The sequence below is a fragment of the Rufibacter sp. XAAS-G3-1 genome, from assembly GCF_013623775.1.
GTDB lineage: Bacteria > Bacteroidota > Bacteroidia > Cytophagales > Hymenobacteraceae > Nibribacter.
Map to the genome: position 1 here is coordinate 71376 of NZ_JABFAM010000008.1, position 17075 is coordinate 88450.

The following is a 17075-nucleotide window of genomic DNA, read 5'->3' on the forward strand; positions in this document are numbered from 1 at the left end:
TCTGCTGTTGCAGCTCCTGCTGCTGTTGTTGCTAATCCTTAGCTTCAACAAAATTCTATTGCCTATACGGCACCCTCTAATTCAATTCTTCTTACTTAGTACTTTCTTGCCATGGCCTCTTCATCACAAGAGCAGGTGTCTCAACTTATACAAGAGACAGAAGGCTTAACCATAGACCAGACTTTCGCGCTGCTGGTGAGCCGTTACCCCAGTGAGGTGACGTTCTCTTCCAGCTTCAGCTTTGAGGATCAGGTGATTTCCCACCAAATCCTGGAGAACCATTTCCCCATCAGTATCTTTACGTTAGATACCGGCCGCCTTTTTCCAGAGACCTATTCTGTGTGGAGCAGAACCAATGAGGCGTACAACACCCGCATCAAGGCGTACTACCCCAACAATGAGCAACTGGAGGATTTTGTGCACAACACCGGCCCTAACTCCTTTTATGAGTCTCCCCAGAACCGCAAAGACTGCTGCCATATCAGAAAAGTAGAACCCTTGAAGCGGGCGCTGGCTGGTAACGCTGTCTGGATTACCGGCCTCCGGGCCGAGCACTCCCAGGGCCGCAGCGATTTGCCTAAGTTTGAGTGGGACGAAGGGAACCAACTCATCAAGTTTCACCCGCTGTTGTATTGGACTACCCAGGAAGTGATGGCGTTCATCAAGCAACACAATATCCCTTACAACAAACTACACGACAAAGGCTTCATCAGCATTGGCTGTGCCCCTTGTACCCGCGCCATCCAGCCGGGCGAAGATTTCCGGGCCGGCCGTTGGTGGTGGGAAGATGCCAGCAAAAAAGAGTGTGGCTTGCACGTATCTGAATCGCCGGCTCCGGTTGCCCCGGAACTGGTTAAGTAGAAAGAATAGACATAGTACCTATGAGTTCATATAAATTAGATTACCTAGATCAGCTGGAATCAGAAGCGATCCACATCTTCAGAGAAGTAGCAGGGCAGTTTGAGCGTCCGGCTCTCTTATTTTCCGGTGGAAAAGACTCTATCGTGTTGGTGCATCTGGCGCTGAAAGCCTTTAGACCCGGCAAGTTTCCTTTCCCGCTGGTGCACATTGACACGGGCCATAACTTCCAGGAAGCCCTTGCCTTCAGAGATTACCTGGCCCATAAGATTGGCGAGAAGCTGATTGTGCGCCACGTGGAAGACACCATCAAAGCCAAAGGCCTCACCGAGCAGAAAGGCAAGTTGCCCAGCCGCAACGGGTTGCAGACCTACACCTTGCTGGATACCATTGAGGAGTTTGCCTTTGACGCCTGTATTGGCGGTGCCCGCCGGGACGAAGAGAAAGCCCGCGCCAAAGAGCGTATCTTCTCGGTGCGTGACGAGTTCGGCTCCTGGGATCCTAAGTTGCAGCGCCCAGAGTTGTGGAACACCTACAACGGCAAAATCAACAAAGGCGAAAACGTGCGCGTGTTCCCCATCAGCAACTGGACTGAGCTAGACATCTGGAACTACATCCGTCGCGAGAAAATCGAACTACCCTCCATCTATTTCGCCCATGAGCGCGAGGTGCTGGAGTTTGAAGGCCGCCTGGTAGCCACCAACGAGTTTGTGCAACTGCACGACGACGACGTGATTGCCCGCAAGGTAGTCCGTTACCGCACCGTGGGCGACATGACCTGTACCGCCGCCGTTGAGTCCAGAGCCTCTACCCTGGATGACATCATCAACGAAATCATTGCCACCAACACCAGCGAACGCGGCCAGACCCGCATTGACGACCGCGCCTCTGAAGCTGCCATGGAAGACCGCAAGAAAAATGGGTACTTCTAGGACCTCACCCCCAGCCCCTCTCCCACGGAGAGGGGAGCCCCGCAGATGCGTTTTCGGCCTGTTCTGCGGAAAAGGGCTGAAAACGGTAAAGTAGAATTCCCCCTCTCCGTGGGAGAGGGGGCCAGGGGGTGAGGTGTTCATGCAAACTAGGAAGGCAGCAGCCAAACAGTAAAAAAAGAATTTCGGCGCAGCCGATACATGAAATATAGAAGAAATGGAGGCCCGTGCTTAAAAGCTGTTTTTAGCTTGTTTTCAAGAAAACAGCCCTAAAACAAACTCATGACTCAGCACTCAAGACTCAGAACTCATTTAAAATGGATATTTTAAGATTTTTAACCGCCGGGAGCGTAGACGATGGCAAAAGCACGTTGATTGGACGTTTGTTGTATGACAGCAAATCCATCATGGTAGACCAGCTGGAAGCCATGGAACGGAGCACCAAGAACCGCGAAGAAGGTCAGGTGGATTTGGCTTTGTTGACCGACGGTTTACGCGCAGAGCGGGAGCAGGGCATCACCATTGACGTGGCCTACAAATACTTCTCTACGCCTAAGCGCAAATTCATCATCGCAGATACGCCGGGCCACATCCAGTACACCCGCAACATGGTGACGGGTGCGTCTAACTCAGACCTGGCCATTATCTTGATTGATGCCCGCCATGGGGTGGTGGAGCAAACCCGCCGTCACTCCATCATTGTGTCGTTGCTGAACCTGCCGCACGTGGTGGTCGCCATCAACAAGATGGATTTGGTGAAGTACTCAGAAGAAATCTACAACAACATTGTGATTGACTACTCACAGGTGGCTAAATCTCTGGGTTTGAAAAATGTGACCTACATTCCCATCAGTGCGCTCAACGGCGACAACATTGTGGAGAAAGCCCAGACCATGCCGTGGTTCGAAGGCGAATCGCTGTTAGGTTTGCTGGAAACGGTGGAGGTACACGAAGACATCAACCTCACCCAGGGCCGTTTCCCGGTGCAGTACGTCATCCGTCCCCAGACCGAGGAATTGCCTGATTACCGTGGGTACGCCGGTAAAATCATCAGTGGCATTTACCGCAAAGGCGACAAAGTGGTGGTGCAGCCCTCGGGCGTAGAGAGCACCATTTCAGCCGTGGAAGTAGGCGGCGAGGAAGTGGAAGAGGCCTTCGCGCCGCAGAGCGCGGTGTTGCACCTGCAAGACGATGTGGACATCAGCCGCGGTGACATGCTTGTGAAGCAGGACGCCCCGGTGCAGGTGGCCCAGGAATTTGAAGTGGTCTTGTGCTGGATGAGCAGCACGCCGCTGGCGCCCCGTAACCGCTACCTGCTCCAGATCAACAGCCGCAACGTACGCTGCGTGGTGAAAGAACTGCACTACAAACTGAACGTGAACACTCTGGAAAAAGAACTATCCCCGGTGTCGGCTGGTTTGAATGATGTGGTGAAAGCGGTCATCAAAACCGCGTCGCCTATTGCGTTTGATTCCTACAAAAAACTGAGGGCCAACGGCGGGGCCATCTTAATTGATGAAACCAGCAACGTGACCGTAGGCGCGTGTATGATCACCACCGAACCCCAGGAGAAGCCTTTCTGGCCTGAAATCTGAGAAAGACCTCACCCCAACCCCTCTCTGCGGGAGAGGGGTTGGTGGAATTGGTTCTTCCTGCCTATATAGCGTTTTGGGCCCTTTTTCCCGAAAGTAGAAGGAAAACGCTGCTCGGCTAAAGTTTGTGAAAGCTCTTGGCAAGCGATAAAAGTAATTAGCAACTTAAACAAAAAGCCCCTCTCTGCGGGAGAGGGGTTGGGGTGAGGTCTTATGCCACAGAAAGGAAAAGTGATCATAGCAGGCGCCGGCCCCGGCGATCCTGATTTGATCACCGTGAAGACGGTAAAAGCGTTGCGGCAGGCCGAGGTAATTCTGGTAGACCGCTTGGTAAGTGCCGAAATCCTGCAAAGCTATGCGGCGCCATCGGCGGAGATCGTGTACGTGGGCAAACAATGCCGCAGCCATGGTACCACGCCGCAGGCCACCATCAATGAACTGTTGGTGGAATATGCCCTGTTGGGAAAACAAGTACTGCGGTTGAAAGGCGGCGATGTTTCCATCTTCTCCAACGTACTGGATGAGCTGCAAAGCCTGGTAGCGCACGGGATTGAGTATGAAATCATACCGGGCATTACGGCAGCGTTGGGAGCGGCGGCGTACGCAGGCATTCCGCTCACGGCGCGGCAGCATTCTACCGCCGTACGCTTCTTGACTTACTACACCTACAGCAAGCTTACTGAGGAATACTGGCAAGAGTTAGCCCAAACCGAAGACACGCTGGTGTTTTACATGTCCAGTGAGCGGCTGGCCGAGGTGGTGGAAAAGCTCACGCGCCACGGCATCTCAGAAGAGAAACAACTGGCGGTAGTGGAGCAGGCTACCACGCCCTTGCAGCACGTGCAAACCAGCAGCCTGTATGCCTATGAAAAGAACCTGGGTGGAAAGGCGTTTGTATCGCCCTCGCTCGTGATCATAGGCAAAGTGGTGAGCCTGCACCAGGAATTCAAGTGGTTCACCAACAACCCAAGTAGAGAACATTACTTCAAGCCGGTCTCTGAACAGATGGGTTTGGTACTTCAATAATATCAATATTATGTTAGCAGAAGCTAAATTAAAGGCCTTGCAAGAACTGGTGAATCAGTCCTCCAAAGATGAATTGATTTGGATGAGCGGTTATTTGTCGGGGCTTATTTCATCACAGGGCGTAATGGCCTCGGCTCCCGCGGCGGGTGCAGTGGCCGAAGCCCCGAAACCTGCCGTGGGCCGAATCACGATTACCTACGGTACTGAGACTGGTAACTCCAAGCGCGTAGCCACAGATCTGGCAAGCAAAGCCAAGAAATCTGGTATCAACGCCAAGGTGGTCAGCCTAGACCAATACCGCCTGAACGACCTGGAAAAGGAGGAATACTTCTTAACCGTCATCAGCACGCAGGGCGAGGGAGATCCGCCCGCCGGGGCCCAGAAGTTCTACGACTACGTGCACCAAACCGATAAAAAGCTGCCTAAACTGAAGTACAGCGTGCTGGCTTTGGGTGACACGGCCTACCCGCTGTTCTGCAAAGCCGGCGAAGACGTTGATACTCAACTGCAACGCTTAGGCGGCAGCCCCTTGGTGCCCATCCAGAAGTGCGACGTGGATTACGAAGATGAAGCCAATGCCTGGTTCCAGAGCGTATTGCAGACGTTGAACCAGACGGCCACTCCAGCTTCGGCCCCGGCCGCCGCACCGGCTCCCGTCAAAAAAGCGGGCAAGAAAATCTACAACGGCACCATTCTCACCAATATCATCCTGAACGATGTGGGCTCCAACAAACTCACGCACCACATTGAGATGGAGGCCGAGGATTTAGCCTACGAGCCCGGCGATGCCTTGGGCGTGGTTCCAAAGAACCGGCCGTTTACCATTGAGGCCATCCTGAAAGTCACCGGTATTTCGCCGGACGAAAAAGTGACGCACCGCAACAGTGAATCTACCGTACGCGAGCTGCTGCACGACAAACTGAACATCACGTTCCTGCCAGAGCGCGTAGTAAAGAAATACGCCGAGGTAGTGGAACAAGACATTCCGGCTACCCGCATTGACCTGTTGGATTTGCTTAGAATTTACCCGGTAAAGGACACCGAGCAGTTCAAAGAAGTACTGCAAATTCTGGAACCAATCGCGCCCAGACTATATTCCATCTCTTCCTCGTTGGAGGCGCACTCCGGTGAAATTCACGTGACGGTGGCTCGCGACGAGTTCAGAATCAACGAGGAGTTGCTGTGCGGCCATTGCTCAGATTACCTGTCAGAGCAGAAAGAAGGCCAACCATTGGAATTCTACATCCACAAGAACAGTCAGTTCAAGTTGCCGGCCGCAGAGAAAGACGTAATCATGATCGGGCCGGGCACCGGCGTGGCCCCGTTCCGTTCGTTTTTGGCCGAGCGCGATGCCACCGGGGCCGAGGGCCGCAACTGGCTTTTCTTCGGCGACCAGCATTTCGCAACGGATTTCTTGTACCAGACCGAAATCCAGAACTGGTACGAGACCGGTACCCTCACCAAATTCAACGCCGCCTTCTCCCGCGACCAGCAAGAGAAAGTATACGTGCAGCACAAGATGCTGGAAAACGCGACAGAGTTCTACCAGTGGCTTACTTCGGGCGCGTACGTGTACGTGTGCGGGGCCAAAGACCCCATGAGCGTAGACGTAGAAAACACCCTGTTGCAAATCATCGGGCTAGGTGCCGGTTCTTCCCCCGAGGAAGCCGCCGTGTACCTGGAGCAAATGAAAGAAGAAGGCCGCTACCTGAAAGACGTGTATTAAAGCACATGCTGTACATGCTTCAAGGTTGAGACTTGGAGCAACCATGGCGCAAGTTTGCAACTTGCGAAAACACGCGTTTCGTCCCCCTTTGAGGGGGTAGGGGGATGACAAAGGCGCTGGAAGAACTCCAAAGCAGTTGTTTCATAGCAACGGATAATGATCTCGGGGAACGCCATGATCAGCACGCGTAATCATCCCCCTACCCTCTTCAAAGGGGGACGAAGAAGTAGTTCATAATTGTGGTTTTAGGCCTGTTTTCCTGAAAACAGACCTAAAGCAGAAAATCAGAACTCAACAGGGGCAATCCTGTTCCACCATAAACACCAGTTACCATGTCAACTGAGAAAAAGAACTTATCTCCTATAGAGAAAATAAAAGAGATCAGCCAAGGCTTGCGCGGCACGCTGAAGGAGAGCCTGAAAGACGAAATCACCGGGGCAATCCGGGAAGATGATACGGCGCTGGTGAAGTTCCACGGCATGTACATGCAGGACGACCGCGACCGGCGCGAGGAACGGGCCAGCAAGAAACTGGAGCGTCTATACTCCTTCATGATCCGGTTGCGGTTGCCCGGCGGTTTCCTGACCCCAGAGCAGTACATTGCCACGCACAACATTGCGGGCGAGAATTCTACGGGCGTGATCAAAATCACCACGCGGCAGACCTTGCAGTTGCACGGCATTGTGAAGTCAAAAACCAAACCCACCATCAAAGCCTTCAACCAGGTGGGGCTTGATTCTATTGCTGCCTGCGGCGATGTGAACCGGAACGTGGTGGCCAGTGCGAACCCCCTGGAGTCGCCGCTGCACGAAAGAATCTACCAGTACGCCGACCGCATCAGTGAGTACCTGTTGCCTAAAACCAGATCTTACTATGACGTTTGGCTGGATGAGGAGAAAATCTACGACAAGGTAGAGGAGGAAGACCCGTTGTACCAAGACCGGTACCTGCCCCGCAAGTTCAAGATTGGCCTGGTGATACCGCCTAACAATGATTCAGACGTGTTCGCCCAGGATCTGGGGCTAATTGCCATCATTGAGAACAATGAACTGCAAGGCTTCAACTTTGCCGTTGGCGGTGGGCTGTCCTTTACCCACGGCAACGCAGAAACTTATCCGCGGCTGGCTACGGAGATCGGGTTTGTGAGCACCCAGGAATCTGACGAGAAGCTGTTCAAAGCCGTGTATGAGGTGTTGACCGTGCAACGCGATTTCGGGAACCGGGCAGACCGTAAATTGGCCCGCCTCAAATACACCGTAGATAACATGGGGCCAGACGTGTTTCGCCAGGAGGTAGAGAAACGCACCGGTTTCGCCTTGGAGGCGGCACGTCCGTATGAATTGAAGACCCGTATTGACCACTATGGCTGGGCGCAGAGTTACAATGGCCTGCACCATTACACGGTGTTCGTAGAAAACGGCCGCATCACAGACCTAGACAACGTGGCCCTGAAAACCGCTATGTTGGAGGTTGCCCAGACCGGCAAAGCCAACTTCCGGTTTACCTGTAACCAGAACGTGATCCTGAGCGACATCACCGCCGAAGACAGAGCCGAAATTGAGCAGATTTTGGTAAAACACCAGGTAATCCCGCACACCCAGGCGGCTTCCCCGGTGCGTAAAAACGCGATGGCCTGCGTGGCGCTGCCAACCTGCCCGCTGGCCTTAGCCGAAGCCCAACGGTATATGCCGGAATTGATCACCAAGATTGACGGAGTACTGGCGAACCACGGCTTGCAAGAGGAGGAAATCATCATCAGAATGACCGGCTGCCCTAACGGTTGCGGCCGCTCGGTTCTCTCTGAAATCGGGTTTGTGGGTACCGCCCCGGGCCGTTACAACCTGAACCTGGGTGGTGATGAGCAAGGCCAGCGCCTGAACAAACTCTACAAAGAAAACCTGGACGAAGCCGAGATTCTACAAGAGCTTGACACCGCTTTCGCGTCTTTCAAGCAAAACCGAGTAGCAGGTGAGCGTTTTGGAGATTTCGCGTACCGCACGTTATTGAATTAGTAAATAACCGTTTCAAGGCTGTTTTCTGTAAAACAGCCCCGAAACGTAAACCTGTGAGGTTTCTAAAACCTCACAGGTTTAAAAAAACATAAGCCTGAGTTAGGAGACTTGTGCCTATGGATGAGATTACAACTAAGGCATCTATGGCGCGGAAGTAAGAAATAATTATGTATCCATTCTCCTTGTCCTCCTGAAAGGATCTCGGTGGCGAACGGCAAGGGCGTTTATGACAGATTTTCCAGTCCGCCCACAAGATCCTTTCAGGAGGACAAAATAGATAGCCTCATTTGTCCCGCTACTTAATTTCGGGGTATAAATGTTTTTCAAGGATCTAACAGATGAACACTCCCCATGCTTCTGTTAGACAGATTCGGCTACCCCGAAGAAGTACGCACCACAGCCCAGGAACATTTGATTAGGTCTTCCCCTGAGTTTCCATCGTTCATACTACCACCACCACCACCATTTATGACCACTACCACTACTAAAGAGCAAAATGAATTGTTTCCGGTTTTTCTGAAGCTGGAGCATTTGTGCGTGTTGGTAGTTGGGGGAGGCAACGTGGGCCTGGAGAAACTGACGGCTTTGCTGCAGAATTCCCCCAGAACCACCATCAAAGTAGTGGCTATCCAATTCAATGAGGCGGTGCTGCAGTTAGCCCAGGAAAACCACAACATTGCCTTAATCCCTAAAGCCTTCAGTGCGGAAGATGTGGCCGGGGCCGATCTTGTGATTGTTGCCGTGAACGACCGTGAAGCTAGCCGAGCCATCAGCCTGGAAGCCAAACGCCAGGGCAAACTGGTGAACGTCGCCGACACCCCCGATCTCTGCGATTTTTACCTGAGTTCCGTTGTCCGGAAAGGCAACCTCAAAATCGCGATCTCCACCAACGGCAAATCGCCCACCATGGCCAAGCGCCTGAAAGAGACGTTCAATGAAACCCTGCCTGAGGAATTGGATCAGGTGCTGGACAACCTGCAGCAAATCAGGAACCGCCTGAAAGGGGATTTCGCGGCCAAGGTGACCCAACTCAATGACATTACCAAAGTGATGGCGGCCAAGCCCGGCAAGCCGAAACAAAGCATAGCCAATGGCCCCAAAAAGTTAGTGGCGCTGGGCGTTGTACTCGCTCTTGTCTTTACGCTGCTGGGTTTTGTACTTTCCTCTTTTGTGCCGGTGCAGGAGGCCGTAGGGCAAGCGGTTCACCTTTCCCAAAGCCTAGACCCGCTTTTCTACTGGATGATTGTGGCCGGTTTTGCCGCCCAGATGGTAGACGGGGCACTGGGCATGGGCTACGGCGTTACCTGTACCACCATTCTAATGTCATTGGGGGTGAACCTGCCCGCCATCAGCGGCAGCATCCATACCGCCGAGGTGTTCTCCAGCGGGGCTTCGGGGTACAACCACTACAAGGTAGGGAACGTGAACAGGAAGCTCTTCAAAGTATTACTGATTCCGGGGGTAATAGGAGCGGTGCTGGGCGCCTATCTGCTGTCGGTGGTGGGGGAGGAGTACGCGGGGTATGTGCGGCCTATTCTGGCTTGTTACACGCTTATTCTGGGGGGGAGAATCCTTTACACCGCCTTCCGGAAGAACAAAGAGCGGAAGAAGATTAAAAAAGCGGGTTGGCTGGCCGGGGCCGGCGGTTTCCTGGATTCTTTTGGCGGCGGCGGTTGGGGGCCGCTAGTGACCAGTACGCTAATTTCCAAAGGCCGCACCCCGCGGTTTGTGATCGGTTCCGTCAGTATCACCGAGTTCTTTGTGGCCCTGGCCAGTTCCATCACGTTCTTCGCCATGCTGGGCATGAGTCACCTGCACATCATTCTGGGGCTGATTGTAGGCGGCCTGATGGCGGCCCCTATAGCGGCCCGTCTGGCCGGGCGGCTGCCCATGAAAACCATGTTCATTGCCGTAGGTTCGCTGGTCATCATTTGGAGCCTCCGGATTCTGCTGAAGGCGGTAGGGGTGTTTTAAGGCTGTTTTTGGGAAAACAGGCGCAAAACGCTTTTCAGGTTTTTATAAACATTGTTGACTCGTAGGGACAGGTCGCGACCTGTCCAAGGGCGCTGGCGAAGAAAGCTGCCGCCGCTATGAAAAAATGCAGCATGCAACACTATTGATTAGGAGAAAAGGTATTGGTAGCTGGAACCGGATTAGGGCAGGTAGCGACCTGTCCCTACGCCGTTAAAAAGGCACCAGATACCGGATTGGCTTTCACTACCTCTGCGAGCCAAGCAGCGTAGTGCTGCGAAATTTTCTGCCCTTCAATAATGAACCCGTCATGGCCATAGTCTGAGTCGATTTCCACGTAAGTGGCGTTAGGCAGATGCTGCGCCAGAAATTGCTGCTCCTGCACCGGACAAAGAATATCGCTGCTGATGCCAATGATCAACGTTTTTTGCGGTATTTTCTGTAAAACAGGCTCTAAACAGCCACCTCGGCCACGGGCCAGATGGTGGCTGTCCAGCGCTTTGGTCAGAAACCAGTAACTGTACGCGTTGAAACGGGCCACCAGTTTGTCGCCCTGGTATTCTAAGTAAGAAGACACGCGGTAATTGTCCAGCTTCTCGGGATCAGGGTCGGTTTGGTTCTGGGCCAGGATTTGGTAATTGCGGTAGGTGAGCGTGCCCAGGGCGCGGGCGGCTTTGAGGCCTTTGCTGCCGGCGGTGGGGCTTGGTTCGCCCCAGGTGCCATCTGCCTCCAGCATGAGGCGCTGCGTGGTGTGGATACCGATGCTCCAGGTGCTTTCGGCCGCCGAGGTGGCCAATAGAAACAGGTTTTCCACTACCTCCGGTTCGGCAATAGCCCATTCCAATACTTGGAAACCTCCCATGCTGCCTCCGGCCAAGATATGAATTTTCTCCAGCCCCAGATGCTCGCGCAGCAGCGTGTGTGCCTTCACCATGTCCCGGATGGTGACCTGTGGGAAAGTTGTATAATAAGATTCCTGGGTCTCAGGGTTAATACTTAGAGGGCCGGTGCTGCCGTAGCAGGAGCCCAGAATGTTGGCGCAGACAATAAAATGTTGTTCAGGATCAATGACCTTACTTTCCCCTACTATACCGTCCCACCAGTCCAACACGTTAGAATTAGCGGTAAGAGCATGGCAAATCCAGACCACATTGCTTTTATTTGCGTTGAGGGTACCAAAGGTGTGGTAGGCAACGGTGATTTCTGGAAGTATTTGCCCCCCTTCTAATTCAAAAGGTTGGGTGTATTGAAAATAATTCATGTAGTACCTTTATCTTTTACAAAGTAAAGGTTCAAAGGCGTAAAACCGTAATAAAAATGATAAGAATTGAGATGAACCGCGTGGGCGGCGACTATGGCTTCGAGGCCCGAGACGCGAACGGCCACGTCATCACCACTGATACCAGCCCCGAGAGCGGCGGCATAAACTTTGGCGTACGCCCCATGCAAATGCTGTTGATGGCCTTAGGCGGTTGCAGCGGCATTGATGTAGCCATGATCCTGAAAAAGCAGCGGCAAGAGCTGACCGGCTTTAAAATGGTCATTACCGGCGAACGCGAAACCGGCAAAGAACCAGCCTTGTGGACGAAAATACACGTGGTGTTTGAGCTGCAAGGCCCCCATGACTTACCCAAAGCCGAACGGGCCTGTGAACTTTCCATGGAGAAATACTGCTCTGTGGCCGAGACGCTGAGAAGGGCCGGAGCAGAGATCACGTGGGAGGTTAGAGTTACTGCGTAACTACGTCCTGAGTTTTTAGTTCTGAGTCCTGAGTTGGGAAAATGAAACCCACCCCTAGCCCTTCCCAAGAGGGGAATTCCTATGAAGGGTTTATAGGCTATCTTTGGGAAATCAGGCTGAAAACAGGAATGTATTCAGACCTCACAGGTTTCCAAAACCTGTGAGGTCTCCCTAAGGCCGCTCATCCCAAAGACCTCGTAGCGTCTTTAGGCCTGCGAGCGTCTGCGCCAGTAGCTTCTGAACTGCGTGCCCCGCAGGTGTGAACATCCCCCTCCGCCCCTGCAGAGGGGAAGTATCTTCTAGCGTAGAAAAGGGAAGCTAGAGTAGCAAAAAAAGCACCAAATAGTTGGCGCTGAGGTGATCCCTAAAAGAGCACATGAGCACATCAAAAAATTAGCACATTACAAAATGGACTACCATCCGCTTACCAAGGCCATAAGAATACAGACAGCGCGCACCAATGAGATGGAGCACGCCACGCCCATGTTCCTGACCAGCAGTTTCCAGTTTGAGAACGCCGAGGACATGCGCGCCGCCTTCGCCGATGAGACCGATGACAACATCTACAGCCGGTTCAGCAACCCCACGGTGCAGGAGTTTACTGATAAGATGTGTGCCCTGGAAGGTGCCGAGGCCGGATACGCAACCGCCTCGGGGATGAGTGCGGTGTTCGCCTCCTTTATGGCTTTGCTGAAAGCGGGAGACCATTTGCTGGCCTGTAACTCCATCTTCGGGAGTACGCACACCATCATTACCAAGTACCTGCCCAAGTACGGCATTGAGTACAGCTACGTTAGCGCAGACAAGCCCGAGGAGTGGGAAGCGGCCATCAGGCCCAATACCAAGATGTTCTACCTTGAAACGCCCACCAACCCGGGGCTGGACATCATTGACCTGGAAGCGGCGGGTAAACTCACCAAGCAGCACAACATCATCTTCAACGTAGACAACTGCTTCGCCACGCCCGTAAACCAGCTCCCCATCCAGTACGGCGCAGACCTTATCGTACACTCGGCCACCAAGTGGATTGACGGGCAAGGGCGCGTGTTGGGCGGGGTAGTGGTAGGCAAAAAAGAACTGATCAAAGACATTTACCTGTTCTGCCGCAGCTCAGGCCCCGCTTTATCGCCGTTCAATGCCTGGGTGCTGAGCAAAAGCCTGGAGACGCTGGATGTACGCATGGAGCGCCACGCCGCCAATGCCCTTTCCATCGCCACCAAACTGCAAGACCACCCCAAACTCTCCTGGGTGAAGTACCCGTTCCTGCCCTCGCACAAAAGCTATGAAATAGCCAGAAAGCAGATGAAAAACGGTGGCGGTCTTTTCTGTTTTGAACTGAAAGGCGGTCTGGAAAGCGGACGCAAATTCCTGGACAGCCTGCAACTCATGTCGCTCACCGCCAATCTGGGAGACACCCGCAGCATCGCCTCGCACCCCGCCAGCACCACCCACGCCAAGCTCACCGAAGCAGAACGGCAAGCCGTCAGCATCACGCCCGGCTTAATCAGAATCTCCGTGGGGCTAGAGTACGCTGATGATATCCTGAGCGATATCTTACAGGCGCTAGAGAAGTGCTAGGCTGTAGTTGTTAGTTGTCAGTTTTTAGTAAAAAAGCGTTTCGGGCCTGTTTTTCAGAAAATAGGCCCGAAACGCTTTTTAATTTCAAAAAGGGATTGTTTGCTTATGGCGCGGATTTACTTCTGCGCCATAAGTGGGCTTTAGACTGTCCCAAAGCTTAAAAGCCTGATTCTGGCCTGTTTTCCAAAAAACAATCCAGAATCAGGCTTTACTTTTTATCCTAACAACTAATAACTGACAACTACAAACTGGTAATAACTGACAACTACAGCCTAGAAGCTGTTCACAATGCTGTTGTGCAGGCCTTTGGTACTCCAATAGCCACTGGCAATAATGCGCCGGATGGTGAATAACGGGTCTTGCGGATCGCGTTTGGTAGCTAGAATATACGCCGCGTCAAACCCGCGCTTCTTCAGCTCAGGAATGGCTTCTGGTCTCCATAACCCAAACGGGTAGGCGAAGTATTTGACAGGCTTTCCGGTGATGGCTTCCAGTTGTTTGGTAGGTTTCTCAATCTGCGTGATCCAGTCTTTGTCTTCGTACTTCTTCACGTTGTGGTGGTCGTAGGTGTGCGACCCGATCACGTGGCCGGCATCTGACAGTTCCTTGATTTGGGCCTTGGTCATGTAGTTGGGCCTCCCTATGGAAACCGTCATGATAAAGAAGACGCCTTTGAAGCCGTATTTCTCCAACTCAGGTTTAGCCACGGTGTACTGGTCTAGCTTGGTGTCATCAAAGGTGAGCATGATAGGCTTGGAGGGCAGCGGCGTTCCTTTGGTGAGGTAATCCTGAAGCTGGTCGGGTAAAATGGTATGATAGCCGCTGTCGGCGAGCATCTTCAGCTGCGCCTTGAAATCGGCCACTTTCACAATGTAGTCCTTTCCCACTTTGCCGTCGCTTGCTTTCCATTCCCGTATTTGGTGGTAACACAGAATGGGAACCTGCTTACGGGCCAGAATGGCTTCGGCGGACGCCGGAACCGCCTCCTCAATGGCGGTTTTGGTCACAGGAGTAGAGGCTGGCGGAGTATTGGCGGCGGCCTCTACCACGGGGGTAGACGAGGCCTCAGCGGCACGTTCTGTTTTCTTTTCTGGCGTAGAACAGGCAAATAGACCTAGGCTGAGGGCAGCGAGCACAAAACACCGGCCGCCTAAATTGGTAAAGGGCATACGTACTAAAAAAGGAATGTCTGTTACGGGTAAAGCCTGCCCGTCTTCTGAGGCTCTCTGGAAGAGGCTGACGGCACCAGGCTTATTTTACTTGTAAGCTACTGAATCTGGCCGAATCTGGCCTCTGTTTTACCTCTGTTTTTCGGAAAACAAGCCGAAAAGGAAGACGCCAAAGGGGTGGGCAGATTAGATGAGCCGCAGGAAGCACAGGTTTGTTTGGCTTCCGCCAGAGTTACATCAAACAAAAAGGGCCTCACTTCAGGTGAGGCCCTTTTGGAGGACTGATGTATATTAAAACTTAAGCAAGTTTCACATTCACCGCGTTCAAACCTTTGCGGCCTTCTTTCAGCTCAAAAGTTACTTCATCGTTTTCTCTGATTTCGTCCACTAGGTTAGACACGTGTACGAAATACTCCTCATTGGAGTCTGCGTCTTTGATGAAACCAAATCCTTTGGAATCATTAAAGAATTTTACTTTACCGTTTTTCATTAATGTGATAATATTATAATAAACAAATGTAGCGATTTAAATCTACATTCTGATCTTTTAGATAAAGTATATTTACGCTACTATGTGTCTGAATGTTCACCAGAGGCCTGAATTCAAGTAAAAGGGAGACTTGGAAGCAAGGTTGAAATTGTAAGATTTTAAAATCAAAAGGCTGTAAATAAGATATTTGATTTTAGGTTTTGCTCTAATTTCATTCTAAACTATTCAATAATAGAAGAAGATTAGCCGCACCAGTACAACTTTGATAGAGATGTAAGGCTTTTGTCATCTTGCCACAAAAAGCACGCATTGGTGCTGTATATGAAAATTCTGGTAAGTACTAAATTGGAATAAAATGTCAAAAAGAGTACTATCCCATTCATTTAAGAAGCAAAGTACATGAGTGAAACACAGAAAACCATTAAAGTAGGGCTCATTGGGTTCGGGATGGCTGGTAAAATATTCCATGCACCTTTCATTCATCTGGTGGACGGCCTGGAACTGGTGAAGATACGGGAGTCACGGGAAGAGAACCTCCAGATTGCCCGTAACCGCTACCCGCAGGCGCAGATCACCAGCCAGGCCAATGACATCATCCATGACCCGCAAATTGAATTGGTGGTGGTGGCAACGCCCAATACCTCGCACTATTCTTTGGCAAAACAGGCGCTGCTGGCCGGCAAGCATGTAGTGGTAGAGAAACCGTTTACCCCTTCGGTGGCTGAGGCCGATGAACTGATCCAACTGGCGCAGCAGCAACAGAAACTGCTCACGGTCTACCAGAACCGCCGGTGGGACAGCGATTTCAAGACGGTGCAGAAAGTGCTCGCCAGCGGAGTGCTGGGCCATGTGGTAGAGTACCAAGCGCAGTTTGACCGGTTCCGTCCGGCACTCAAAGGGAATACCTGGAAAGAGGAAGCCGCACCCGGCGCGGGCATTGTCTATGACTTGGGTTCGCACCTGATAGACCAGGCGCTCGTCCTGTTCGGATTGCCCCAGGAAATCTCCGCCGATGTCAGAATCCAGCGGCCGGAAAGTCCCGTAGCCGATAAATTTGAGGCGACGCTGTACTATGACAACCTGCGGGTGACGTTGTCGGCGGGGTTGCTGGTGCGGGAGTTAAGTCCCCGGTACACCCTGCACGGAAACCAAGGCTCCTTCCTGAAATACGGACTAGACGTGCAGGAAAAAGCCCTGAACGATGGATTGCTTCCGCACCAGACCCCAAACTGGGGCGTGGAGCCGGAAGACATCTGGGGCCATCTAAATACGGAACATCAGGGTCTCCATTTCATGGGCAAGATTGAAAGCGAGACTGGCCACTACCGCAGTTTCTATGAAAACGTGAATCAAGCGATCAGGGGAGAGGTAGCTCTGGCCGTAAAACCCGAACAAGCCCGTGACGTGATCAAGGTGGTGGAGTTAATTATGCAAAGCAGCCAGGAAAAACGAACGATTCCTTTTGGTTGATATCCTTCTTGGTTCCTTTCTGTGCTTCAAACTGGCTTCTCTGGGGTAATGGCAGGTGCATGCAGTTTGCTGTTCCTTTGGCTTGGCTGCTTTTTGCGTGGGTGCAAGTGCTGTATTGTTTCATAGCTTCCGCTAAGCGCTCACGGCCGCGGGGCCCCGTCTTCCCCTCTCGCACTGCCCTTTCGGCCTGTGAGGTCTGCCTCTCTTAGTTGGTGTTTATCTAGGGCCAAAAGCGAGGCGCGCTCGGGGAAGACTGGAACTGGGAAAGTAGCAGAAGCGGTGATAATAGAACCCGTAGAGACAAGGCATGCCTTGTCTCTATCACGCATTCCTTTCCCCTGCAAAGGCGTATTCCCCTCCTAACGGAAAGATGAATGCTTCGCCTAAAACCGATAGTCTTGAATTAGCTGTAAACAGTGGTTTTAGATAGATGCACGAAGGACGCGTGGAACGTAGCCAATATTTCCCTGAGCTCCTAAGAGGAGACTATTATGAGCGAAAGTACCCCTTCTGG

At 52.3% G+C, this 17075-nt stretch carries 13 protein-coding genes; 10 read left to right on the top strand and 3 right to left on the bottom strand.

Annotated features, from left to right (window positions below):
• Positions 1–111: 111 nt before the first annotated feature.
• From HHO50_RS10640 to HHO50_RS21555, 7 genes are all read left to right on the top strand, one after another.
• Complete coding sequence (locus HHO50_RS10640; protein WP_181306006.1) at positions 112–861, top strand: phosphoadenylyl-sulfate reductase; 750 nt, start codon at positions 112–114, stop codon at positions 859–861.
• 20 nt (positions 862–881) lie between these two features.
• Complete coding sequence (gene cysD, locus HHO50_RS10645; protein WP_181306007.1) at positions 882–1790, top strand: sulfate adenylyltransferase subunit CysD; 909 nt, start codon at positions 882–884, stop codon at positions 1788–1790.
• 314 nt (positions 1791–2104) lie between these two features.
• Positions 2105–3382 carry a sulfate adenylyltransferase subunit 1 gene (locus HHO50_RS10650; protein ID WP_181306008.1) on the top strand — a complete coding sequence of 426 codons (1278 nt, stop codon included), beginning with the start codon at positions 2105–2107 and terminating at the stop codon, positions 3380–3382.
• Positions 3383–3592: 210 nt separating this feature from the next.
• Positions 3593–4405, top strand: coding sequence for a uroporphyrinogen-III C-methyltransferase (gene cobA, locus HHO50_RS10655; RefSeq protein WP_181306009.1), 813 nt, complete (start codon positions 3593–3595; stop codon positions 4403–4405).
• Between the two features lie 10 nt (positions 4406–4415).
• The gene (locus tag HHO50_RS10660) at positions 4416–6131 is read left to right on the top strand and encodes a sulfite reductase flavoprotein subunit alpha (RefSeq protein WP_181306010.1); all 1716 of its coding nucleotides are present in this window, start codon (positions 4416–4418) and stop codon (positions 6129–6131) included.
• Between the two features lie 332 nt (positions 6132–6463).
• Complete coding sequence (locus HHO50_RS10665) at positions 6464–8143, top strand: NADPH-dependent assimilatory sulfite reductase hemoprotein subunit (protein WP_181306011.1); 1680 nt, start codon at positions 6464–6466, stop codon at positions 8141–8143.
• Between the two features lie 468 nt (positions 8144–8611).
• Positions 8612–10117, top strand: a complete 1506-nt coding sequence (locus HHO50_RS21555) for a TSUP family transporter (RefSeq protein WP_181306012.1) — start codon at positions 8612–8614, stop codon at positions 10115–10117.
• A 202-nt stretch (positions 10118–10319) separates the two neighbouring features.
• Here the strand turns inward: HHO50_RS21555 and metX are convergent, their stop codons facing one another.
• A complete protein-coding gene (gene metX / locus HHO50_RS10675) occupies positions 10320–11375 on the bottom strand; it encodes a homoserine O-acetyltransferase (protein WP_181306013.1) in 1056 nt (351 codons plus the stop codon).
• A 56-nt stretch (positions 11376–11431) separates the two neighbouring features.
• Between metX and HHO50_RS10680 the strand changes: the two genes are divergently transcribed.
• Together HHO50_RS10680 and HHO50_RS10685 are read left to right on the top strand one after the other, a co-directional pair.
• The gene (locus HHO50_RS10680; protein WP_181306014.1) at positions 11432–11854 is read left to right on the top strand and encodes an OsmC family protein; all 423 of its coding nucleotides are present in this window, start codon (positions 11432–11434) and stop codon (positions 11852–11854) included.
• Positions 11855–12262: 408 nt separating this feature from the next.
• Positions 12263–13432, top strand: coding sequence for a PLP-dependent aspartate aminotransferase family protein (locus HHO50_RS10685; protein WP_181306015.1), 1170 nt, complete (start codon positions 12263–12265; stop codon positions 13430–13432).
• A gap of 272 nt (positions 13433–13704) precedes the next feature.
• Here the strand turns inward: HHO50_RS10685 and HHO50_RS10690 are convergent, their stop codons facing one another.
• Together HHO50_RS10690 and HHO50_RS10695 are read right to left on the bottom strand one after the other, a co-directional pair.
• Positions 13705–14601 (bottom strand): polysaccharide deacetylase family protein, encoded by an 897-nt coding sequence (locus HHO50_RS10690; RefSeq protein WP_181306016.1) that lies wholly within the window; start codon positions 14599–14601, stop codon positions 13705–13707.
• A 298-nt stretch (positions 14602–14899) separates the two neighbouring features.
• Positions 14900–15091, bottom strand: a complete 192-nt coding sequence (locus tag HHO50_RS10695) for a cold-shock protein (RefSeq protein WP_062542753.1) — start codon at positions 15089–15091, stop codon at positions 14900–14902.
• A 399-nt stretch (positions 15092–15490) separates the two neighbouring features.
• Between HHO50_RS10695 and HHO50_RS10700 the strand changes: the two genes are divergently transcribed.
• Positions 15491–16561, top strand: a complete 1071-nt coding sequence (locus HHO50_RS10700) for an oxidoreductase (RefSeq protein ID WP_181306017.1) — start codon at positions 15491–15493, stop codon at positions 16559–16561.
• Positions 16562–17075: the final 514 nt, after the last annotated feature.